Raw genomic sequence first — 22467 nt, 5'->3', positions numbered from 1 at the left:
TGTGCCCATCCAGGGACTGTGACCGGATTGGCACAAAGCTTGCGTCATTGCTCGGGCCGGTCGCGCTGCGACCCGGGCACACCTTCCTTGGGGGCGCAATGCATATCCTGATTACCGGCGGCGCCGGTTTCATCGGTTCACACCTGGTGGACCTCCATCTGGCGCGTGGCGACCAGGTCATGGTCGTGGACGACCTGTCCACTGGCGTGCGCGCCAACCTGATCGCGCACGAAGACAATCCGCTGTTCCGGTTCGAACAGGCCGACGTGCTGACCTGGGACCGCCTGGGCCACGTCGTGGGCTGGGCGGACCGTGTCTATCACCTGGCTGCGGTCGTGGGCGTGTATCGCGTCATCGCCGAGCCGACCAAGGTCCTGGCGACCAACATCGCCGGTACCGAGCGCCTGCTGCGCGCCGCCCATGACGGTGGCTGGAAGCCGCAGGTGGTCATCGCCTCGAGTTCCGAGGTGTACGGCCACAACGACGAACACATCCTGCACGAAGACCAGGACCTGACCGTCAGCACTCGCGCGGGCACGCGCTGGGGCTATTCGGTCAGCAAGATCGCCGACGAGGCGCTGGGCCTGTCCTATGCGCAGCGCTTCGGCATCCCCGCGGTCGTGTCGCGCTTCTTCAACACCATCGGTCCACGCCAGGTCGGGCGTTACGGCATGGTCGTGCCGCGCTTCGTCGCCCAGGCGGTGCGCAACGAGCCGATCACCGTGTTCGGTGGTGGCTTGCAGACCCGCTCGTTCTGCGACGTGCGTGATACCGTGGTCGCGCTCGATTCGCTGGCCACCCACGCCGGCCGGCAGACGGTCACCGCCAACGTCGGCAACGACCGCGAGATCAGCATTCGTGACCTGGCCAAGCTGGTGATCGAGCGCGCACAAAGCAACTCGGTGATCAAGGACGTACCGCTGCGCGAAGCCTATGGCGAAGATTTCGAAGACATCCGTCGTCGTCGTCCCGACCTGGCGCGGCTGCGCACGCTCACCGGGTTCCATCACCGCCACAAGCTTGAAGACACGATCGACGATTTGATCGCCACAGAACGCCGCAACATGGCGGGGGAAAAAGATGGCCACTGCACCCTGGTTCGTACTAAGTCCGAACGCGCTGCTTAGCGCGATCGGCCTGCTGCGCGGGCCCGACAAGACCATCCCGACGCCCGCCGAGGACTGGCGGACGGCGGTGGTGGATGTTGTCGTGCCTGCGTACAAGGAAGAAGACAACATCATCCACTGCCTGGCGTCGCTCGCGCGCCAGACGGTGCGCCCGCGCCAGATCATCCTGGTCGAGGACGGCTCCAAGGACCAGACGGTGCCGCGTGCGCGCGAATACGCGCAGGCCGCAGGCCTGGACCTGGTCGTGATCGAGCGCAACTCGTCCATCGGCAAGACGCCCACGATCAAGCGCCAGGCGCGCGAATTCGATTCCGACGTCGAGTTCATCCTCGACGGCGACACCTTCCTCGAATCGCCCGACTACATCGAGCGCTGCGTGCAGGAGCTCTACCAGGGCATCGGCATCGCCAGCGCCTGCGGCGTCGTGCTGCCGATGCGGCCGAAGGACCGGCACGAGCTGGCGCAGAGCGAGGAGTTCCAGCGCTGGCACGGCGCGCCGACCTACGACGACCCGCACCGCCGTCGCGGCCTGCTGCATTCGTTGTGGTGGTGGATCACCAACGCCTACCGCGAATGCCTGTACATGTTCCTGCAGAGGTTCGTCTACAAGGGCCAGATGGTGTTCTTCGGCAGCATCACCAACCCGGTGGGCTGCGCGGTGGCCTATCGCCGCAAGTACATCAAGGACCTGTTCGATCGGTACGAACCGATCTTCGGCGATGACCTGACCAACTCCGAAGACATCTTCATTGGCTTCGCCCTCAACAACGAGGGCTACCGCAACATCCAGCTGCAGGACGTGCAGGCCCGCTCGGAAGAGCCGGAAGTGCAGCGGCTGCCGCGCCAGGTCTACCTGTGGTCGTCCTCGTTCCTGCAGAGCTGCTACTACTTCGATCCGCTGCTGCGCTCGCCGTTCAAGTCGTTCAAGCGCTGGCGCAAGAGGCGCAAGGACAAGCAGCGCGGGATCGAGGAGCTGCGGCTGATCAAGGAGCAGTACCGGCAGCCGTTCGGCGACCAGTACACGAAGGAATACGGCCGTCCGGTGGGCTGGGCGATGCTGCTGTCGGCGATCGAGAAGATCGGTTTTCCCACCGCGCTGATCGTCATGACCATCCTGCGGATGTGGGAACCGTTGGCGGTGACGCTCATCGCCGAGGTCATCGTGTCGCTGGCCGTGCTGTTCACGGTCGGCACGGGTCGCCGCCTGGAGATGGTGCTCAAGGGCATCGTAATGACCCCGGTGCGCTACGCGATGATCCTGGCCGACACCATCACCATCAGCCGCTTCGCAATCGATCTGTGGATCACGGGGAACCGCAAATGGCGCAAGTAAGCCAGCTCCAACGCAGCCCGTTCCGCCGGCGCATTCTGGTTTCCGCAACCGCCTGTGCACTGGCCCTGTGCCTGGCGCCCGCCGGCGCGCAGGAAGCCGACATCGCGCAGCAGGCGCGCGAGGCCGCATGGGCCGGGCGCACCACCGAAGCATTGCGGCTGATGGACCAGCACCTTGCGGCCTATCCCGACGACCGCGCGGCGCGGCTGGACCGTGCGCGTTACCTGTCCTGGAACGGCGATTACGCCGCGGCGATCGAGGCGCTCGATGCACTGGGCGCCGACGACGACGACGCGCGCGCCGTGCGGGCACGGGTGATGGCCTGGGCCGGGCGTCGCGACGCCGCGCTCGCACTCAACACGCCCCTGTACGAAGCCGCGCCGGACGAATACGACTACGCCTGGACCCAGGCGCTGGCCGAACGTCTGGGGCATCGGCCGGAATCCGCGCTGCCGCCGCTCGAGACCGTGCGCCGTCTGCAGCCCGATGGGCCCGACAGCCGGTCGCTGACCAAGTCGGTCCGGCTTCCGCTGTTCTCGTCGGTCGGGCTGCCGGCCTCGGTGTACGAGGATTCGGATGACATCGAGATCCGCAGCGTCGGCCTGGAAGGGAGCCTGCGTCTGTCCGATGCCTGGCGGGTGATGGCCGCCGGTGCCAGGCGCGACCATTCCGCGCCGGTGACCGGCCCGTTCGCGCCGGTCAATGGCGGCGATTCGCTGGACGAGACCCGTGCCCAGGTCGGTGTGCGCTATTCGGCCACGCCGGACGTGGCCGTGGATCTGTGGCTGGGGCGTTCGGCGCTGGACGGCGACAACGGCTTCGACGACGACGACACCATCGGCCAGCTGGCCCTGAGCCACCAGGCCAGCGATACCTTCGGGTACGCGCTGTCGGTGGATCGCGATCGTGTCGCGGCCTCGCCGCGCGCGCTTTCGCTCGGCGTGATGCGCACGGGGGCCGCCGCCAACCTGCAATGGCAGCCCAGCCTGCGCGACGCGGTCACCACGCGCCTGGGTTTCGACGACTTCAACGACGGCAACCGCCGCCATACGCTGGACGCCGAATACCGTCGCGCGTTCCATCGCGGCCCGCGCGCCAATCTGGATCTGGGCGCGCAGCTGGAGTGGCAGGGCAATTCCCGCGATACCGGCAACGGCTACTACAGTCCCGACCGTTACGTGCGGCTGGCGCCGATGGCGTCGAGCTACATCAAGCTCTCGGAGGAAGCCGGCCTGTATCTGGCCGCCGCGGTGGGCGTGCAGCGCGACGACACCTTCGACAGCTGGAAGCGCGCCAGCGACGTCAGCGCGGAGCTGACCCTGGGCATCTTCACCCGCTGGCAGCTGGTGGCGCGCGCGGGCTACAGCGAACGGCTCAACGAGTTCGGTCGCTACGAGGGCCGCAACTTCGGCCTGGCCCTGCGCTACCGCTTCTGCGAACTGCGCGCGGATCGCTGCCCATAAGGGCGGCGATCCGGGTACTCAGCGAACGATCGCGTGGTATTGCTGGCTGATCCAGGCCGCCAGCCGGTTGACTTCGCGGTCGTAGCGCCCGCTCCACGCGAGCCAGATCAGTGCAGCCAGCGTCAGCAGGACTACGCCTGACAGCAGCCGTTGCGTAAGGCTGGCGAACCTGATGTGGCCGCCGGCCGGATTGTGGTTCTTCATCGGTGATCCCCCTGTTCCATCCAACAACGCAACGCGGACGCCTGAGCGGCCGTGGCCGTGCTTCAGTGCGGCGCCTCAGCGTTCCGACGGACCACCGGCATAGGCATCGCGCGGGGTGAACAGCTCGGGTTTGATCAGCGAGACGAATGCGCGCGCCTGCGGCGAGAGGAACTTGCCCTTGCGCATCACCACGCCGTAGCTGCGGGCGGGGAAGAAATTCGCCAGCGAACGCGACACCAGCCGCGCGCGATCGGCCTCGGTCAGGCAGATCGCGGTGACGATGGAGATGCCCATGCCCATGGCGACGTACTGTTTGATCACCTCCCAGCCGCCCACTTCCAGCGCAACGGTGTAGGGCACGCGCGCCTGCTGGAACACCAGGTCGACCATCCGGTAGGTAGTCAGGCGCTGCGGCGGCAGGATCAGGCCATAGGGCGACAGGTCGGCGAGCGCGATCTCCGCCTTGTCCGCCAGTGGATGCCCCGGCGGCATGATCAGCATCGGCTCGAAGCGATAGACCGGCAGGTAGTCGAGATCGCTGGGGACGTCGAGCATCGACCCCACCGCCAGGTCGACCGCGTCCGAGCGCAGCAGGTCCAGGCCGCCCGCGCCGGTGACGTTGTGCAGCGACAGGCGCACGTCGGCATGGGCCTGGCGGAAGCGGGCCACGATCTGCGGCAGCAGGTAGAGGATGGTCGAGCTGCCGGCGGCGACGTTGAGATCGCCGGCGTCGAGCCCCTGCAGGCGCTCGCGAAACGTGGCTTCCAGCCCGTCCATGCCCTCGACCAGCGGCCGCGCCAGCTCGTACAGGATTTCGCCCTCGCGGGTCAGGGCCAGGCGCCGCCCGTTGCGTTCCAGCAGTCGCTGGCCGACCTCGCGTTCCAGCGCCTGCAGCTGCAGAGTCACGGCCGGCTGGCTCAGGTACAGCGCCTCGGCCGCGCGTGAAACCGACCCCAGGCGGGCCACCTGGCAGAACGCCCGCAGCGGCTTGAGACGGCTCCCCTTGTAGGAAAAACGGGGCTGGGAGGGCGATTTGGCCATGTTAAGCAGTTTGTATTTGGTAAATTGATGATATGTATTGATAACTCTGTCTTGTCAAATACTGTCATTGGGGAGGATGGTGCTGCTCCGCAACAATACGGAGCAGCACGGAATGTCGGCAGTCCTGCAAACGCCCGCGCCACAGGTCACCGTCTCGGGAATCGCCCCGGACCAGGCTGCGCTCCTGACCCCGGCCGCGACCGGCTTCCTCGCCGCGCTGCACCAGGCCTTCGACGCCAGGCGGCGTGAGCTGCTGGCCGAGCGCCGTCGCCGGCAGCAGGCGTTCGATGCCGGCGCGCTGCCCGACTTCCGGGCCGACACCGCCGCCATCCGCGCGGGCGAGTGGCGGGTGGCCCCGATCCCGGCCGCGCTGCAGGACCGCCGGGTCGAGATCACCGGGCCGGTCGACCCGAAGATGGTCATCAACGCGCTCAACTCCGGCGCCAACTGCTACATGGCCGACTTCGAGGATTCGACCTCGCCGACCTGGGCCAACCTCGTCGCCGGCCAGCAGGCGCTGCGCGAGGCCATCGCCGGAACCCTCACCTTCGCCAGCGAGGCGGGCAAGCCGGCTTCAAACAAGCCGGCTTCAAACAGGCATTACGCGCTGCGCCCGGAGGCCGAGCAGGCGGTGCTGATCGTGCGCCCGCGCGGCTGGCACCTGGACGAGAAGCACGTGCTGGTCGATGGCGAGCGCCTGTCCGGCGCGCTGTTCGATGCGGGTCTGTTCTGTTTCCACAATGCGCATGCGCTCGCGGCGAAGGATCGCGGACCGTACTTCTACCTGCCCAAGCTGCAGTCGATGGAAGAGGCGGCGCTGTGGCAGGACGTGCTGGGGCACATCGAAGCGGCGCTGGGGCTGCCGGCCGGGCAGATCAAGGTGACCGTGCTGATCGAGACGCTGCCGGCCGCGTTCGAGATGGACGAGATCCTGCACGCGCTGCGTACCCGCATCGTGGGGCTCAACTGCGGGCGCTGGGACTACATCTTTTCCTACCTCAAGACCCTGCGCACGCACCGCGACCGGGTGCTGCCCGAACGCGGGCAGGTGACGATGACCCAGCCGTTTCTCAAGGCGTACTCGGAACTGCTGGTGCGCACCTGCCACCGTCGCGGCGCGCACGCGATGGGTGGAATGGCCGCGCAGATCCCGATCGCGGGCGACCCGGAAGCGAACGCGGCGGCGCTCGAACGCGTCCGTGCCGACAAGCTGCGCGAAGTCGGTGCGGGTCATGACGGCACCTGGGTCGCGCATCCGGCGCTGATCCCGATCGCGCGCGAGGTGTTCGATGCGCACATGCCGCAACCGAACCAGCACGCGGTGCTGCGCGAGGACGTGTCGGTCACCCGCGACGACCTGCTGCGCCCGTCGCTGGGCACGATCACCCGCGCCGGTTTCGAGAACAACATCGAGGTCTGCGTGCGCTACCTGGCCGCGTGGCTGGCGGGCAACGGCTGCGTCCCGATCCACTGGCTGATGGAGGACGCGGCGACCGCGGAGATCGCGCGCACCCAGCTATGGCAATGGCTCCACCACGGGAGCCTGCAGCTGGACGACGGCACGCCGATCGATGGCGTGCTCCTCGATCGCGCGCTGCTGAACCTGCCTTCGAAGCTGGCCGGCGAGGCGATGCCCGGCGCGGACCAGGTGCCGCAGGCGATCGCCTTGCTCGAACGGCTGACCGTGAGCGACACCCTCGAGGACTTCCTCACCCTGCCCGCGTACGACCTCATCGATTGACCGCGCCGCGACACCACTGCCGTCGCGACTGCTCCCAGGCCGCCGCAGCGGCCTTGGAATCGGATGGAGCCGAGTCGTTGTCGCGCCGAAGCGGCGCTCCTACAAACCCATCGCTGTGCCAACCAAGGATTCATGCCATGAAAACCACGCTCCCCACCGCCGAACAGCTGCGCATGGACTGGACCAACAACCCACGCTGGGCCGGCGTTACCCGCAGCTACTCCGCCGAGGAAGTGGTGCGGCTGCGCGGCACGATCGCAGTCGAGCATTCCATCGCCCGCCAGGGCGCGGAAAAGCTGTGGAAGTCGCTGCACGGCGAGACCTTCGTCAACGCGCTCGGCGCGCTCACCGGCAACCAGGCGATGCAGCAGGTCAAGGCCGGATTGAAGGCGATCTATCTCAGCGGCTGGCAGGTCGCCGCCGATGCCAACCTGGCCGGCGAGATGTATCCCGACCAGTCGCTGTATCCGGCCAACTCGGTGCCGCAGGTGGTCAAGCGCATCAACAACACCCTGCTGCGCGCCGACCAGCTCAGCCATGCCGAGGGCGACGACAGCATCGATTACCTGCAGCCGATCGTGGCCGATGCCGAAGCCGGCTTCGGCGGCGTGCTCAACGCCTTCGAACTGATGAAGGCGATGATCGAGGCCGGCGCGGCCGGCGTGCACTTCGAGGACCAGCTCGCCTCGGTCAAGAAGTGCGGACACATGGGCGGCAAGGTGCTGGTGCCCACGCGCGAGGCGATCGAAAAGCTCACGGCCGCGCGCCTGGCCGCCGACGTGATGGGCGTGCCGACCCTGATCGTGGCGCGGACCGACGCCGAGGCCGCCGACCTGCTCACCAGCGACATCGATCCCAACGACCGCACGTTCTGCACCGGCGAACGCACGGTCGAGGGTTTCTACAAGACCCGCAATGGCCTGGACCAGGCGATCTCGCGCGGCCTGGCCTACGCGCCGTACGCCGACCTGGTGTGGTGCGAGACCGGCAAGCCCGACCTCGAGTTCGCCCGCAGGTTCGCCGAGGCCATCCATGCGAAGTACCCCGGCAAGCTGCTGGCCTACAACTGCTCGCCCAGCTTCAACTGGAAGAAGAACCTCGACGACGCGACGATCGCGAAGTTCCAGACCGAGCTCGCTGCGATGGGCTATCGCTTCCAGTTCATCACCCTGGCCGGTTTCCACAGCCTCAACTACGGCATGTTCCACCTGGCGCACGGCTATGCGCGCCGCCAGATGAGCGCGTTCGTCGAACTGCAGGAGGCCGAGTTCGCCGCAGCCGAACGCGGCTTCACCGCGGTCAAGCACCAGCGCGAAGTCGGCACCGGCTACTTCGACGCGGTCACCCAGACGATCCAGGGAGGCAAGTCGTCCACGGTGGCGTTGACCGGTTCGACCGAGGAGGAGCAGTTCCAGTCCGAGCGCGTCGCGGCCTGATTGCGGCGGTGCGGGACGCCAGACGCCTGCGCCTGGCGTCCCTCGCCGGTGGACGGAATGCTCAGCGCTTCGGGCCGCCGGTCAGCAGCTGTTCGCCGACGCTGGTGAATTTCAGCCCGACCCGGGTCACCTGATCGTCCTTGAGTTCACGCACCACCATCAGTGCGCGTCCCAATGCAAGCCGGTCGCCGACCTGCGGCGCTTCGTCGAAGCGCTCGTCGAACAGGTCCGCCGCGGTCCGCGCGAGATAGTGCTCGGGGATCCGCAGGCCGTAGAACTTCGCCAGTTCCCCCAGGGGCACGTCGCCCGGCAGCTGGAACATGCCGAACATGTCCCGTTCGGCATCGCTGGCGTCGCGGCCTTCAGCGAACAGCCAGTCCAGGCGCCGCGCCTGCCCGGTCGGAGCGAGGAAGTAGGCGTAGTCCTGCGATGCGAGCGCCCCGACCGTTTCGGGCAACAGGACCTTGCCCTCCCGCACCACCATCGCCAGACGCACGCTGGCCGGCAACGCATGGCCGCGCAGCACGGCGCTGCCGGGCGTGATCCGGTACCCGACCATGTCGTAATCCAGCTGTCCGGGCAGGTCGAGCTGGATCCGGCGCGTATCGGGATCGTTGCGCGGCACCGCGACGCCGAACCAGTGCGCGGCGCGAGCCAGGCTCCAGCCCTGCACGATCAGCGATACCAGCACCACCACGAAGGCGACGTTGAAGAACAGCCATGCATTGGGCAGCTTCGCCAGCAGCGGAATGGATGCCAGGAAGATCCCCACCGCACCGCGCAGACCCACCCACGAAATGAATCCGATTTCGCCGAGGCGATAGCGGAACGGAGCCAGGCATAGCGCGACGACGAGCGGACGCGCCACGAACATCAGGAACGCCGCCACGCCCAGCGAAGGCCAGAGATAGTCCACCAGGCGGCTGGGCGTTGCGAGCAGGCCCAGCAGCAGGAACATGGTCAGCTGCGCGAACCAGGTCGCGGCGTCCTGCACCGACATCACTTCGCTGCGCGCACGCACCGGCCGGTTGGCGACCACGACGCCGGCCAGATACACGGCGAGATAACCGCTGGCGTAGACCAGGTTGGCGAGCGCGAACACGCTCAGTGCCCCCGCCATCGCCAACCAGGGATGCAGACCCGACGGCAGCGACAGGTGATTGAGCGCGGACACGATCAGGCGCCCGCCGACGTAGCCGAACAGCACGCCGCCCACCAGCGCCCACGCCACCTGGACCACGACCCATCCGACGCCGCCGGCCTGTGTCCCCGCAAGCCAGCCGGTCAGGGCGATGGTCAGGAACACGGCGACCGGATCGTTGGCGCCCGATTCGATCTCCAGCGTGCTGCCGGTCCGTCGCTCCAGGTGCAGGCCGCCCGCGCGCAGCAGGAAGAACACCGCGGCGGCGTCGGTGGAGGCGAGCACGGTGCCGAGCAGCAACGCGCGCAGCGGCGACAGATCGAGCAGGTAGTGCGCTGCCACCGCGGTCAGCGCGGCGGTCAACAGCACGCCCACCGATGCGAGGACCAGCGACGGCGCCACCGCGCCTCTGACCTGACGTGCCTGCGTGCGCAGGCCGCCGTCGAACAGGATCATGGCCAGCGCGAGCGCGCCGACCAGGTAGGTGAGATGCGCATCGTCGTAACGGATGCCGCCCGGGCCGTCCACGCCCAGCAGCAGGCCAAGGACCAGGAACACCAGCAGCAACGGCGCGCCGAACCGGCGCGCCAGCAACGACGAGGCGATGCCGGCGAGGATCAGCAGCGCACCGGCAAGCAGGCGCTGGTCGATGGCGTGCAGACTGTCCAGAGTGGCGGGCGATGCCGTGCGGGGGATCGTTCCATCATAGGCACTGCACGGTTACGGCGTTGCATCCGCGGCGATCGATGCGCCGGTGATGAAGGGCGCTGCCGACCCCGGCGACACGACGAACCCCGCGGGCCGGAACCGCGACGGCGCGAGCAGCTAGGCGGCAAGCCGGCCCGGCCCGCGCTCCAGCCGGCGGTAGCCGATCGCTTCAGTCAGGTGCGCGGTGACGATGGATTCGCTGCCCGCGAGATCGGCGATGGTGCGTGCCACGCGCAGGATTCGGTGCATCGAACGCGCCGACAGCTGCATCGCTTCGACCGCCTGTTCGAGCAGGCGCTGGTCGTGTTCTGACAGGGTGCACGTAAGCATCGTTTCCGCCTGGCCGAGCTGCGCGTTGGCCTTGCCCGCGCGTACGAGCTGCAGGGCGCGTGCCGCTTCGACCCGCGTGCGCACGGTTGCGCTCGATTCCGCCGGCACGCCGCCCGGGCGCAGATCCGCCGGCGGCAGACGCGGCACTTCGATCTGCAGATCGATCCGGTCCAGCAACGGACCGGAAATCCGCGCGCGATAGCGCTGGATCGCTTCGCCGCTGCAGCGGCAGCGGCCGGAGGGGTCGCCGGCCCAGCCGCAGGGGCATGGATTCATGGCGGCCACCAGCTGGAACCGCGCCGGGAACTCGCATTGCCGCGCCGCCCTCGAAATCGTCACCACGCCCGATTCCAGCGGCTCGCGCAGCACCTCCAGCGCGCGACGGTCCCACTCGGGCAATTCGTCCAGGAACAGCACGCCGTGGTGGGCCAGAGAGATCTCGCCCGGACGCGGCAATGCGCCGCCACCGACCAGGGCGACCGCGCTGGCGGTGTGGTGGGGTGCGCGATAGGGACGTTCCAGCCAGCGCGACGGGTCCAGGCCGCGACCGCTGACCGAAGCGATGGCCGCGGCTTCCAGCGCTTCGGCTTCGCCGGCCTGCGGCAGGATGCCGGGCAGGCGCGAGGCAAGGAGTGTCTTGCCGCACCCGGGTGGCCCGATCAGCAGCAGATGGTGATTGCCGGCAGCGGCGATCTCGAGCGCGCGTCGTGCATGCGCCTGGCCACGGACTTCGTCCAGGTCGGGGCCGCGCGGAGTCACCGGTGCGGGCGCGACGGCGTGCGGCAGTGCACGGCTGCCGACGAGCGCGGCACAGACTTCCAGCAGGGTGCGGGCGGTCAGCACCTCGCCGTCGCGCGAGAGCGCGGCTTCGGCACCGTTGGGTGCGGGCACCACCAGCGTACGACCGGCCTTTGCGGCTTCGAGCGCAGCCGGCAAAGCGCCGTCGACAAGGCGCAACTCGCCGGTCAGGCCCAGTTCGCCCACGAACTCGAACCGTGCCAATGCCTCGAGCGGGATCTGCCCGCTCGCGGCCAGCACGCCCAAGGCGATGGGCAGGTCGAAGCGGCCTCCGTCCTTGGGCAGGTCGGCCGGGGCCAGGTTGACGGTGATGACCCGGGCCGGAAACTCGAACTGCGCGCAAACGATCGCAGACCGTACCCGGTCCTTGGCCTCGCGTACCGCCGCCTCGGGCAGGCCGACGATATTCATCCGCGGCAGTCCACCGGCCAGGTGCACTTCCACCGTGACCGCAGGCGCGCGCACGCCGGCGCGTGCACGGCTGTGCACCAGCGCAAGACCCATGGCGGCGGCGTCAGTGCTGTGGCGGCTGGGCGCCGAGCTGCGCTTCGAGCGCCTCGACCGTGCGCTGCAGTTGCTCGAGCTTCTCGCGCGTGCGCAGCAGCACCGCGCGCTGCACGTCGAATTCCTCGCGCGTGACCAGGTCGAGCTTCGACAGGCCGCCCTGGAGCACGGCCTTGAAGTTCTGCTGCAGTTCCTCGCGTCCTTCGCGCATGCCCGGCGGCACCAGGTTGCTCAGGCGGCGGGCGAGGTCGTCGATATGGCTCAGGTCGATCATGGCGTCATCCTATCGCAGTGGCTTTGGCATAGCCTCGCGTATGCGCCGGGGCCGCGTCCCTCGGGCGATGCCGCGTCGGGGCCTAGGAAAAATCCGAAAATCCCTGGCGGTCAGCGTTTATGCTGGCCCGGCGTTCCGGTCCACGCAGGAGACAGACCCATGAAGATGGTCATGGCCATCATCAAGCCGTTCAAGCTCGATGACGTGCGCGAGGCGCTGGCCGAGGCCGGCGTGGCCGGCATCACCGCCACCGAGGTGAAGGGGTTCGGCCGCCAGAAGGGCCATACCGAGCTCTATCGCGGCGCGGAATACGTGGTCGATTTCCTGCCCAAGATCAAGCTGGAGGTCGCGATTACCGACGACCAGGTCGACGCCGTGGTCGAGGCGATCATGAAAACCGCCGGCACCGGCAAGATCGGCGACGGCAAGATCTTCGTCTGGGACCTGGAGCGGGTGGTGCGAATCCGCACGGGGGAGTTGGATGGGGATGCGCTGTGACCGCGCCGATGCTTCGGGTTGAAGGACACGAGTCGGTACCTATCGCGTGGCCGCACTCCAGCCGGGCTCTCCCCTTCGGCGATTGATGTCCACGATCCTGCGATCCGCTGCCCCCGACAAGGCAGCTGCGCGCCGGTACCTCAACGGGCCCGTGTCCGATTTCCTGCTGTTGGGGGGCGGATCGCTGCTGGCGCTGCTCGCGCTTCGCTGGGCGATGGGCGATGCCGCCTGGGCAAGGGCCTGGTCCGCCGGCACCACGCTGGCGCTGGCCCACGTCATCAACAATCCGCACTTCATGCATTCGTACCAACTGTTCTACCGCGAGTTCGGTGCGAAGTTGACCAGCTATCCGCCCGACCTGCGCCTGCGTTACTGGCTTTGCGGCGTGGTGGCGCCGGTGGTCCTGGTTGCCGTCATGGCCTGGGCCGTCGCCGCAAGGCAGCCGCGCGCGCTCGGTCTGATGACCAATCTGATGTTCTTCCTGGTCGGATGGCACTACGTCAAGCAGGGCTACGGCATGGCGGTGGTGGATGCCGCGTTCAAGCAGGCCTGGTTTACCGATGCCGAGAAGCGCGCACTGCTGCGCAACGCCTACGCCGTCTGGTTGCTTTCATGGCTGCTGCTCAATCGCATGCTCGGCGGCGTAGCGAGCAGCTACTGGGGTGTCGAGTACGCGTTCATCGCCATTCCCGCGCCGCTGGCCTGGCTGGCCTGCGTGGTCGCGATCGGCTGCGGCCTGGACTTGGCCTGGCGCCTGCTGCGGAAACAGCGGCGTGGCGACGCCATCGCCTGGAACGGGCTGCTGGCGTACGCGGCCAGCGGCTACGTATGGCTGCTGATCCGCGATCCGGTGCTGGTGCTTTGGGTCCCGCTGTTCCACTCGCTGCAGTACCTGGCGGTGGTCTGGCGCTACGAGCGCAACCGCATTCACGCCATCCATCCGCATGAGATGTTGCCCGAGTTGCGCATGGCGGGCTTTTACGCAATCGGCCTGGGCCTGGGTTACCTCGGCTTCTGGTGGCTGCCGCGCTACCTCAACCGGCACGTTCCCTACGATCACGCGCTGTTCGGAACCGGGCTTTTCCTCTTCCTGTTCTGGATCTTCATCAACGTGCACCACTACTTCCTGGACACGGTGATGTGGCGCAAGGGCAACCCGGATGTGCAGAAGTACCTCTTCGCCCACGCGCGGTAGGCGCGGGCCTTGGGGACGGTCCTTCAGGATTGGCGGGTCAAGAACCGCCCAGCGCCGCCGCCACGAACGGGATCGGCGAAGCCGCGCCCTTGTGGATGTCGGCGGTGTAGTACTTCGTGTCGAACGCTTTGTTGCGCGCGTCGTCCTCGCGGAATCCGAAACCCGCGCCGGCGGCTTTCTTCGCCATCGTGCAGCTCCACCACCCGGTCGGGTAGCAGGGCTGCGGAAACGGGATGGTCTGGAAGCTGGCGAAGCCGGCCTTGCCCATTTCCGCGCGCATGGCCTTGATCAGTTCCAGTTGCATCAATGGCGATTCGGACTGCTGCACCAGGATGCCGTCGTCCTTCAGCGCGCGATGACAGCTGGCGAAGAACGCGGCGTTGAACAGGCCCTCGGCCGGGCCGACCGGGTCGGTGGAATCCACGATCACCACGTCCACGCTGCCCGGTTCGCAGTTGGCCATGTAGGCGATGCCATCGTCGAACAGCAGCTCCGCGCGCGGGTCGCCGTTGGATTCGCACAGCTCGGGAAAATATTTCTCCGCCATGCGCGTGACCTGCTCGTCGATGTCGCACTGGGTGGCGCTGCGCACGCCCGGATGCTTGAGCACCTCGCGCAGGGTGCCGCAATCGCCGCCGCCGATGATCACCACGCGCTGCGGGTCGGCGTGGGTGAACAGTGCCGGATGCGCGATCATCTCGTGGTACAGGAAGTTGTCGCGCGCGGTCAGCATCATCGCGCCGTCGATCAGCATGAGGTTGCCCCAGTCGGTGGAGCCGAAGATCTCGATCTTCTGGAACGGGGATTGCACCTCGTCGAGCTTGCCGGTGATGCGGAAACCGATCGCCGAGCCGGTGGGTTCGAAGGGTTCGTAGTGCCAGCGTGGTTCGGTCATCGGTCGGCCTGTGGGGATGCGCCTGGGCGTGCGATGAAAGCCAGCGCCGGAGCGGGATGCGGATTGTAGCGAAGCGCGGTTGCGAACCCGTTGCATGAACGCCGGCCGCGACGACGCATCGCACGCTCTACAATGTCCACCTGTTCGCCCCGGATCCGCCCATGACTGCCTGGTCGATCGACCACGCCCGCAAGACCTATTCGATCCCGCACTGGGCCGAGGGCTATTTCGACGTGGACGAGGCCGGCCGCATCGTCGTGCGGCCCAAGGGCGCGGAGGGGCCGTCCATCATCCTGGCCGACGCGGTAGACACGTCGCTGGCGCAGGGCGGCAACCTGCCGGTGCTGGTGCGCTTTCCCGACATCCTCGGCGATCGCCTGCGCAAGCTGCAGGCGGCCTTCGCCCAGGCGCAATCAGAATGGGATTACCCGGGCGGCTACACGGCCGTGTACCCGATCAAGGTCAACCAGCACGCGGGCGTCGCCGGCACGCTGGCCTCGCACCATGGCGACGGCTTCGGCCTGGAAGCGGGCAGCAAGCCGGAACTGATGGCGGTGCTGGCGCTGTCACGGCCGGGCGGGCTGATCGTGTGCAACGGTTACAAGGACCGCGAATACATCCGCCTTGCGCTGATCGGCCGCAAGCTCGGCATGCAGACCTTCATCGTGATCGAGAAGCCTTCGGAACTGCCGCTGGTGATGGAAGAGGCCAAGGCGCTGGGGGTGACCCCAGGGCTCGGCGTGCGCATGCGCCTGGCCTCACTGGGCGCCGGCAAGTGGCAGAACAGCGGTGGCGACAAGGCCAAGTTCGGGCTCAGTCCGCGTCAGTTGCTCGATCTGTGGAAGCAGCTGCGCGATGCGGGCATGAGCGACACGCTGGGCCTGCTCCACTTCCACATGGGTTCGCAGATCTCCAACGTGCGCGATATCGCCAACGGCATGCGCGAGGCGACGCGCTACTTCGTGGAACTGTCCAAGCTGGGCGCGAACATTACCCATATGGACGTCGGCGGCGGCCTGGGCATCGATTACGAAGGCACGCGCTCACGCAGCTTCTGTTCGATCAACTACGGTTTACAGCAGTATGCGAACAGCATCATCCAGCCGCTGGCCGAGGCCTGCGAGGCTAATGGCATCACCCCGCCGCGGCTGGTGACCGAATGCGGTCGTGCGATGACCGCGCACCACGCGGTGCTGGTCACCAACGTCTCGGAAGTGGAGGAGGCGCCGGAAGGGCGGGTTCCACCGGCGCACGACGACGAGCCCACGCCGATCCGCCATCTGCGCGAGATCCATGGCGAGCTCGACGCGCGTCCGGCGGTGGAGCTGTTCCATGAAGCCGCGCAGGCGCATGCCGAGGGCTTGTCGCTGTACGCCCTGGGCCAGCTGGACCTGGTGCACCGCGCGCGCATCGACGATCTGTTCTACGCGATCGCCCATGCGGTGCGCGCGCGGCTGACCTACGACGAGAAGAGCCATCGCGACCTGCTCGACGAGCTCAACGAACGCCTGGTGGACAAGTACTTCGTCAACTTCAGCGTGTTCGAATCGATGCCGGACGTGTGGGCGATTGACCAGGTGTTCCCGATCGTGCCGATCGATCGCCTGGGCGAGCAGCCCGAGCGCCGCGGGATCATCGCCGACCTGACCTGCGATTCCGACGGCAAGATCGATACCTACGTCGAGAACGAGGACCTGGACAGCTCGCTGCCGCTGCATGCGCTGCGCAAGGGCGAAAGCTACCGGCTCGGTTTCTTCCTGGTCGGCGCCTACCAGGAGATCCTGGGCGACATCCACAACCTGTTCGGCGACACCGATGCGATCGAGGTGAAGGTAGACGGCGAAGGCTATGCGATCAGCCAGCAGCGCCGCGGCGACACCACCGACGTGATGCTCGACTACGTGGGCTACAAGCTCGACGACCTGCGCCGGATCTACCGGGCCAAGGTCGGCGCCGCCGATCTGACCAAGGCCGAGGCGCAGCGGCTCAACGAGGCGCTGGAGAACGGCCTGACCGCGTACACCTATCTCGACGATTCGCCGATCGCGTAATCCGTTCCACCCTTCCCGATTTCCTGATCGCGCGCACGGCGCACAAGGACGTAGCCATGCGGATGCCCGGGCTGGACCTGTTGCGCGCGATCGCCATCGCCTGGGTCATGCTGTTCCACTCCTTCCTGGTCGGGGGGCTCGGCCCCGACTGGGCGTGGCTGTCGCGCTACGGCTGGATGGGCGTGGACCTGTTCTTCGTGCTGAGCGGGTTCCTGATCGGTGGCCAGGTGCTGGCACCGCTGGCGCGCGGCGAACGCCTGGCGTTCGGTGATTTCTATCTGCGCCGTGCGTTCCGCATCCTTCCGGCGTTCTTGGCGGTGCTGGCGATCTATCTGCTGTGGCCCGGGTTCCACGAGGCGCCTGGGATGGAACCGTGGTGGAAGTTCGCCACGTTCACCATGAACCTGTCGATCGACTACGGTCGCAACGCCGCGTTTTCGCATGCGTGGTCGCTATGCGTGGAGGAACACTTTTACCTGCTGTTTCCGCTGCTGGCGTGGGCGCTGATGCGCAAGCCGGCGGGCTGGCGGTTCGTGACGCTGGGGGTGTTGCTGGTGCTCGGCGGCATTCTCCTGCGCAGCGCGATCTGGCTGCATTTCACCGAAGCGGATCCGGACCGCAACTGGTTCGTCGAGGAACTCTATTACCCGACCTGGTGCCGGCTGGACGGTCTGCTGGCTGGCGTGGCGCTGGCGGCGCTGCGCCAGTTCCGACCGACACTGTGGGAGCGGGGCCAGGCGCACGCGAACGGCGTGCTGGTGTTGGGACTGGGAGTGCTGGCCCTGGCGATCTGGCTGTTCCGCGACCGTGTCGGCCTGCTCGGCAACAGCGTCGGCTGGCCGGTGCTAGCGCTGGGCCTGGCACTGCTGGTGTTCGCAGGCGCCGAGCGCCGCAGCCTGATCGGGCGCTGGCGGGTGCCGGGTGCTGCGTGGCTGGCCGCGGTGTCCTACAGCCTGTACCTGATGCACAAGCAGATGTACCACCTGCTCGAATCGGCCTACGGCCCGCAGTTGCAGGACAAGGGCGTGCTCGCGTTCGTGGCCTATGGCGTGGCGGCGCTGGCCGGCGGCGCGCTGCTGCACTACGCGGTGGAACGGCCATTCCTGCGGCTGCGCGAACGATGGCACAGGCGCAACCTCGGTCCGGCCGGAGTGCCCCAGCAGGCCTGAGCCAGCGCGCAAGCGCGCCGACCACAGTGGCTGGTCAATGAGAATGATTTGCAAATAGGAATTGATCGCAATAGCATGATGCGCCCAGTGAGTGCACGCATCGCATGTCCCGATCGTCCCGTTCGCGTTTCGGCGCAAGGTCCAACGTCCGTCATTCGCTGCTGCTCGCTGCATTGCTGCCACCGGCGCTCGCCGCGCAGGAGCCGGTCGAAGGCCAGGCCCGCGACCTCGACCGGATCACGGTAGTCGCGGAGAAAACCCAGGTCGCGACCAAGACCGATACCGAACTGGACGAGATTCCACAGGCGGTCAGCGTGGTTTCGGGCGAACTAGCCAGGTCGCGTGGCGCCGACACCCTGCAGGATGCATTGCGTTACACCGCGGGCGTCACCGCCGAACCCTACGGCCTGGATCCGCGCGCCGACGGCTTCTTCGTGCGTGGACTGGATGCGCAGCAGACTCTCGATGGCTTCCGCCGGCTGTACAACTACAGCCCGATGCCGCGGGTGGACGTGTACGCGATCGACCGGGTGGAGGTCCTGCGCGGGCCGGCCTCGGTGCTGTACGGACAGGGCACGACCGGCGGCCTGGTGAACGCGGTGAGCAAGCGGCCGAGCCTGCGCGACGCCGCGGAGATGTCCGTGCGCTTCGGCAGCTTCGACCATGCCGAAGTGCGCATGGACATGACCGGATCCCTGAATGGCAGCGACACCGTGGCCGCGCGGCTGGTTACGGTCGCGCGCGATGCCGAGCTGCCCACCCACGACCTGCCGAACAACCGGCTGCTGGTGGCACCTTCGCTGACCTGGTTCCTCGGCGATGCCACGCGCATCACCTGGCTGGGCCAGTTCCAGCGCGACGATTCCGCCTCGGCCCAGCAGTTCCTGCCGTACGCGGCGGTGAAGGGGCTGCGCGGCGAGAAACTGGACGATGTTCGGTTGTTCATCGGCGATCGGCAGCACGACCGGCTCGATGCGCGTCAGAACACCAATACCTTGTTGCTAGAACACGATCTTGGCGAGCGCTGGACGCTGACGGCGAAGGCACGCGACAGCCGTGCGCATACGGACTTCGTGCAGATTTATGCAGACAGTTTCACAAGTCCGCTCGATCCGTTCATTTCGGACCAGCCCGGCAGAACAGTGCACCGCTTCTATTACCGGACCCAGCCGAACCTGTTTAGCCAGCAGATCGACGCCGGGATGCAGCGCGAATTCGACACCGGCCCAGTGGAGCATGCCGTGCTGTTCGGCTTGGACTACGCACGCTTCAAGCAGGACAGTCGTGGTGCCTATGCCAGTTCGAACGTCCCAGAGAATACCCCCCGCTACATCACGCCCATCGATCTCGACAACCCGATCTCCTCGGGCGTGACCGCGCCGCCGTTGGTCGATGACGCTGGCCAGCGCGCGCGCCAGCTCGGCATCTACGCGCAGGATCAGATGCGCCTTGGCGACCGGTTGACCTGGGTGGTCGGTGGCCGCCACGACAAGGTGAATGTCGAAACCGAAGGCGCGCCCGAAATGCGGTTGAGCGAAACCACCTGGCGCACCGGGCTGGTGTACGAAATCGCGCCTGGAATCTCGCCGTACGCCAACTACAGCGAATCGTTCACCCCGGTGCAGGGCGTGGACTTCTACGGCGACCCGTTCGACCCGCTGCGCGGCGAGCAGGTCGAAGCCGGAGTGAAGTGGATGCCTTCGCGACAATTCGCGCTGACCGTGGCCGCCTTCCGCATGGAAGAACAGAACCGCCTGACCAACGATCCGGAGAACATCAGCAACACCATCCAGACCGGGCGCGTGCGCTCGCAGGGTGGCGAGATCGAGGCGCTGTACAGCGGCGGCAACGGCTGGACCGTGACCGGCGCGGCCAGCTTCACCGACGTCGAGGTGCTCGAGAGCAGCTTCGACTACGAGGAGGGGCGCCAGCTCAACGACGTGCCGCGCCGGCTCGCTTCGCTGTGGGTCGACAAGCGGATCGGACTCGGCGCAGGCGCGCTGTCGCTGGGCGCGGGCGCGCGCTATGTCGGCAGCACCACGTCGTATGGCGAGAACGTCACCATCCAGTCACCCGACTACACCCTGTTCGACCTGCGCGCCGAGTACGCGCAGGGGCCGTACTTCGCGCGCTTGAACGTGAACAACGTCGCCGACCGTCAGGTGTTCGCGCCCTGCCGTGCCCTTGGCGACTGCTTCACGGGCATGCCGCGCACGGTCATGGCCGAGTTCGGGTTGCGCTACTAGGTCCGGATCACGGAGGCATCGGATGAAACGCAATACCTTGCGCGCGTGGTTCCAGGTGCATCGCTGGAGCAGCCTGGTGTGCACGCTGTTCCTGCTGCTGTTGTGCGTGACCGGGTTGCCGTTGATCTTCTGGCACGAGATCGCGCACCTGACCGGTGGCGAACCGGAGCTGCCGGCCGCGAGCGCGAACGCAACGCCGGTGAGCGTGGACACGCTGGTGTCGCGCGCGCTGCGGGCGCGCCCCGGCGACGTGCCGCTGTTCGTGAGCTGGGAGGAGGACGAGCCGCGCGTCACCTACGTCACCACCGGCCCGCGCCCGGACGCGAGCAACGACGAGATGCACGTGTCCACCTTCGACGCGCTGACCGGCGTGGCGATCCCGGCGCCGCAGTTCAACGAGGGCATCATGTGGGTGTTCTATCGCCTGCACACCGACCTGTACGCGGGCCTGCCGGGACTGCTGTTCATGGGCCTGATGGGGATGCTGCTGGTGCTGGCGGTCGTCTCAGGCGTGGTCCTGTATGCGCCCTACATGCGCAAGCTGCCGTTCGGCGTGCTGCGTGGCGGCCAGCGTCGGCTGGCGTGGCTGGACTGGCACAACCTCACCGGCATCGTCACCCTGGCCTGGCTCTCGGTGGTGGGTCTGACCGGGGTCATCAACACGCTGGAGCAGCCGCTGGTGGGCCTGTGGCAGCAGCGCCACGTGGCGCAGGTGCTGCAGGAGCCGCCCGGAGTCGCAGCGCCGCGGCGCCCAGCGGCTTCGCTGCAGGCGGCGATCGAAGCGGCGCATGCGCGCCATCCGGATGCGATTCCTTCCTGGGTGGGCTTCCCTGGCGCCGGCTACAGCGGCAGCCAGCATTACGGCGTCTTCCTGCGCGGCGACACGCCGCTGACGGCGCGGCTGGTGACGCCGGTGTTTGCCCATGCCACCACCGGAAAGCTCGCCGGCAGCGTGACCCAGCCGGTGTGGATGCAGGCGCTGCTGCTCTCGCAGCCGCTGCACTTCGGCGATTACGCCGGTTTGCCGCTGAAAATCCTGTGGGCGCTGCTCGATCTGGTGGCGATCGTGGTGCTGGTCAGCGGCCTGGTGCTGTTCGTCCGCCGGGGTTCGCGCGCGCAGATCGAAGCGCGGATCGATGCGCGCATGGAGATGGCGCGATGAACCTGCGGCAGTCGACCTGGACCTTGCCGGTGCTGATCGCGTTGGCGTCGCTGATCGGGCTGGTGGTCGGGCTGGTGGGGGACGGCGTGTTCGATGCGCTGGGCTGGATCGGGCTGTTGTCGGTGCTGCTGGCGATCGGCTGGGCCTGGAAGCGACGCGAGGCGATCAGGACCTGAGACGCGGTGCGGTGGAAGCGGCCCTAGCCGCGAATGCCTTTGGCTTTGCCGGTTGCAGCAGCATCAAGGGCAATCGCGGCCAAGGCCGCTCCCACAGTTCGCTCCCACAGGCCGCTTCACACGCCGCTCCTGTCGCGAGTCATTGCCCGCGATGGATCTGGAATCCCGCAAACGACTGGTTTACCGGCATCACTTCCAGCCGGTTGATGTTGAGGTGCGGCGGCAGGGTGGCGACCCACCAGATCGCATCGGCGATGTCGGTGTCGGTGATCGGCTGCGCGCCTGCGTACAGCTGGTCGGAAGCCGACTGGTTGCCGCTGGTGCGGACCAGGGTGAATTCGGTTTCGGCCAGACCCGGTTCGATGGATGTCACGCGCACGCCGGTGCCGTGCAGGTCGCTGCGCAGGCCGAGCGAGAACTGGCTCACGAACGCCTTGGTGCCGCCGTAGACGTTGCCGCCGGCGTAGGGGTAGGTCGCGGCGATCGAACTGATGTTGACGATCGCACCGCGGCGTTCGATCAGGCCCGGGAGCAGGGCGTGGGTCAGCGCGACCAGGGCGGTGATATTGGTGTCGATCATCTGCCGCCATTGGCCCAGGTCGGCGCTTTGCGCCGGCGCGGTGCCCAGGGCAAGGCCTGCGTTGTTGACCAGCAGGTCGATACCCTGGAGCGCCTCGGGAAGGGTGGCGAGCGCCGCCTGCATGGCATCGGCGTCGCGGATGTCGAACGCCAGCGTGTGCACGCGCTTGCCGAGCGAGTCCCGCAGGGTCTGCAGCCGCTCGGCGCGACGTCCGGTGGCGATGACGTTCCACCCTTGCGCGGCGAACCGCTGTGCGGTGGCACGGCCGAAGCCGGACGTGGCGCCGGTGATCAGGGCGGTCTTGGGCATGACAGGCGATGCGCTGTGGACGGCGGGCAAGCGTAGCAATTCGCGCGATCCGGCCGCACTTCCCGATCGCGGCCGCTACAACCGAA

General features: G+C 67.5%; 19 protein-coding genes. 12 read left to right on the top strand and 7 right to left on the bottom strand.

Annotated features, from left to right (window positions below; genetic code table 11):
• Nucleotides 1-98 precede the first annotated feature (98 nt).
• From MC380_RS13660 to MC380_RS13650, 3 genes are read left to right on the top strand one after another with little or no spacing between them, the layout of a single operon-like run.
• Nucleotides 99-1127: an NAD-dependent epimerase/dehydratase family protein gene (locus MC380_RS13660; RefSeq protein ID WP_242101928.1), complete on the top strand. Its 1029-nt coding sequence runs from the start codon at nt 99-101 to the stop codon at nt 1125-1127.
• Nucleotides 1081-2460 carry a glycosyltransferase family 2 protein gene (locus MC380_RS13655; RefSeq protein WP_242101927.1) on the top strand — a complete coding sequence of 460 codons (1380 nt, stop codon included), beginning with the start codon at nt 1081-1083 and terminating at the stop codon, nt 2458-2460. Before MC380_RS13660 ends, MC380_RS13655 begins: the two co-directional genes overlap by 47 nt.
• Nucleotides 2448-3923, top strand: a complete 1476-nt coding sequence (locus MC380_RS13650; RefSeq protein ID WP_242165403.1) for a tetratricopeptide repeat protein — start codon at nt 2448-2450, stop codon at nt 3921-3923. Before MC380_RS13655 ends, MC380_RS13650 begins: the two co-directional genes overlap by 13 nt.
• A gap of 18 nt (nt 3924-3941) precedes the next feature.
• Here the strand turns inward: MC380_RS13650 and MC380_RS13645 are convergent, their stop codons facing one another.
• Both MC380_RS13645 and MC380_RS13640 read right to left on the bottom strand, forming a co-directional pair.
• Complete coding sequence (locus MC380_RS13645; protein WP_242101925.1) at nt 3942-4127, bottom strand: hypothetical protein; 186 nt, start codon at nt 4125-4127, stop codon at nt 3942-3944.
• A gap of 75 nt (nt 4128-4202) precedes the next feature.
• The gene (locus tag MC380_RS13640; protein WP_242165401.1) at nt 4203-5168 is read right to left on the bottom strand and encodes a LysR family transcriptional regulator; all 966 of its coding nucleotides are present in this window, start codon (nt 5166-5168) and stop codon (nt 4203-4205) included.
• 112 nt (nt 5169-5280) lie between these two features.
• Between MC380_RS13640 and aceB the strand changes: the two genes are divergently transcribed.
• On the top strand, nt 5281-6909 hold the full coding sequence (gene aceB, locus MC380_RS13635) for a malate synthase A (protein WP_242165400.1): 1629 nt from the start codon (nt 5281-5283) through the stop codon (nt 6907-6909).
• Nucleotides 6910-7046: 137 nt separating this feature from the next.
• On the top strand, nt 7047-8345 hold the full coding sequence (gene aceA / locus MC380_RS13630) for an isocitrate lyase (protein WP_242101922.1): 1299 nt from the start codon (nt 7047-7049) through the stop codon (nt 8343-8345).
• 61 nt (nt 8346-8406) lie between these two features.
• Here the strand turns inward: aceA and MC380_RS13625 are convergent, their stop codons facing one another.
• The 3 genes from MC380_RS13625 to MC380_RS13615 all read right to left on the bottom strand — a co-directional run bounded on the left by MC380_RS13625 (nt 8407) and on the right by MC380_RS13615 (nt 12100).
• On the bottom strand, nt 8407-10137 hold the full coding sequence (locus tag MC380_RS13625; protein ID WP_343223585.1) for a potassium/proton antiporter: 1731 nt from the start codon (nt 10135-10137) through the stop codon (nt 8407-8409).
• Between the two features lie 174 nt (nt 10138-10311).
• Complete coding sequence (locus MC380_RS13620; protein WP_242101920.1) at nt 10312-11826, bottom strand: YifB family Mg chelatase-like AAA ATPase; 1515 nt, start codon at nt 11824-11826, stop codon at nt 10312-10314.
• Nucleotides 11827-11836: 10 nt separating this feature from the next.
• A complete protein-coding gene (locus MC380_RS13615; RefSeq protein ID WP_242165398.1) occupies nt 11837-12100 on the bottom strand; it encodes an accessory factor UbiK family protein in 264 nt (87 codons plus the stop codon).
• A 159-nt stretch (nt 12101-12259) separates the two neighbouring features.
• On the opposite strand from MC380_RS13615, the gene MC380_RS13610 reads away from it, so the two are divergent.
• Nucleotides 12260-12598 (top strand): P-II family nitrogen regulator, encoded by a 339-nt coding sequence (locus tag MC380_RS13610; RefSeq protein WP_242101918.1) that lies wholly within the window; start codon nt 12260-12262, stop codon nt 12596-12598.
• A gap of 85 nt (nt 12599-12683) precedes the next feature.
• Nucleotides 12684-13793 carry a hypothetical protein gene (locus tag MC380_RS13605; protein ID WP_242165397.1) on the top strand — a complete coding sequence of 370 codons (1110 nt, stop codon included), beginning with the start codon at nt 12684-12686 and terminating at the stop codon, nt 13791-13793.
• Nucleotides 13794-13830: 37 nt separating this feature from the next.
• Here the strand turns inward: MC380_RS13605 and speE are convergent, their stop codons facing one another.
• Nucleotides 13831-14688, bottom strand: a complete 858-nt coding sequence (gene speE / locus MC380_RS13600) for a polyamine aminopropyltransferase (RefSeq protein WP_242165395.1) — start codon at nt 14686-14688, stop codon at nt 13831-13833.
• 161 nt (nt 14689-14849) lie between these two features.
• On the opposite strand from speE, the gene speA reads away from it, so the two are divergent.
• The 5 genes from speA (at nt 14850) to MC380_RS13575 (ending at nt 21492) form a co-directional block, all read left to right on the top strand.
• The gene (gene speA / locus MC380_RS13595) at nt 14850-16739 is read left to right on the top strand and encodes an arginine decarboxylase (RefSeq protein WP_242101915.1); all 1890 of its coding nucleotides are present in this window, start codon (nt 14850-14852) and stop codon (nt 16737-16739) included.
• 56 nt (nt 16740-16795) lie between these two features.
• Nucleotides 16796-17908: an acyltransferase gene (locus tag MC380_RS13590; protein WP_242165394.1), complete on the top strand. Its 1113-nt coding sequence runs from the start codon at nt 16796-16798 to the stop codon at nt 17906-17908.
• A 104-nt stretch (nt 17909-18012) separates the two neighbouring features.
• Nucleotides 18013-20154, top strand: coding sequence for a TonB-dependent siderophore receptor (locus MC380_RS13585; RefSeq protein WP_242165392.1), 2142 nt, complete (start codon nt 18013-18015; stop codon nt 20152-20154).
• A 22-nt stretch (nt 20155-20176) separates the two neighbouring features.
• A complete protein-coding gene (locus MC380_RS13580; RefSeq protein WP_242165391.1) occupies nt 20177-21316 on the top strand; it encodes a PepSY-associated TM helix domain-containing protein in 1140 nt (379 codons plus the stop codon).
• On the top strand, nt 21313-21492 hold the full coding sequence (locus MC380_RS13575; protein WP_242101911.1) for a hypothetical protein: 180 nt from the start codon (nt 21313-21315) through the stop codon (nt 21490-21492). The genes MC380_RS13580 and MC380_RS13575 overlap by 4 nt, the downstream gene beginning before the upstream one ends.
• Before the next feature lie 139 nt (nt 21493-21631).
• On the opposite strand, the gene MC380_RS13570 is transcribed toward MC380_RS13575, so the two are convergent.
• Nucleotides 21632-22381 (bottom strand): SDR family NAD(P)-dependent oxidoreductase, encoded by a 750-nt coding sequence (locus tag MC380_RS13570; RefSeq protein ID WP_242165389.1) that lies wholly within the window; start codon nt 22379-22381, stop codon nt 21632-21634.
• Nucleotides 22382-22467 lie beyond the last annotated feature (86 nt).

The organism is Lysobacter sp. M15, assembly GCF_022662515.1.
Classification (GTDB): Bacteria; Pseudomonadota; Gammaproteobacteria; order Xanthomonadales; family Xanthomonadaceae; genus JAKPBU01.
Note: the sequence above shows the minus strand (reverse complement) of the source record. Positions and strands in the feature narration are given on the sequence as shown.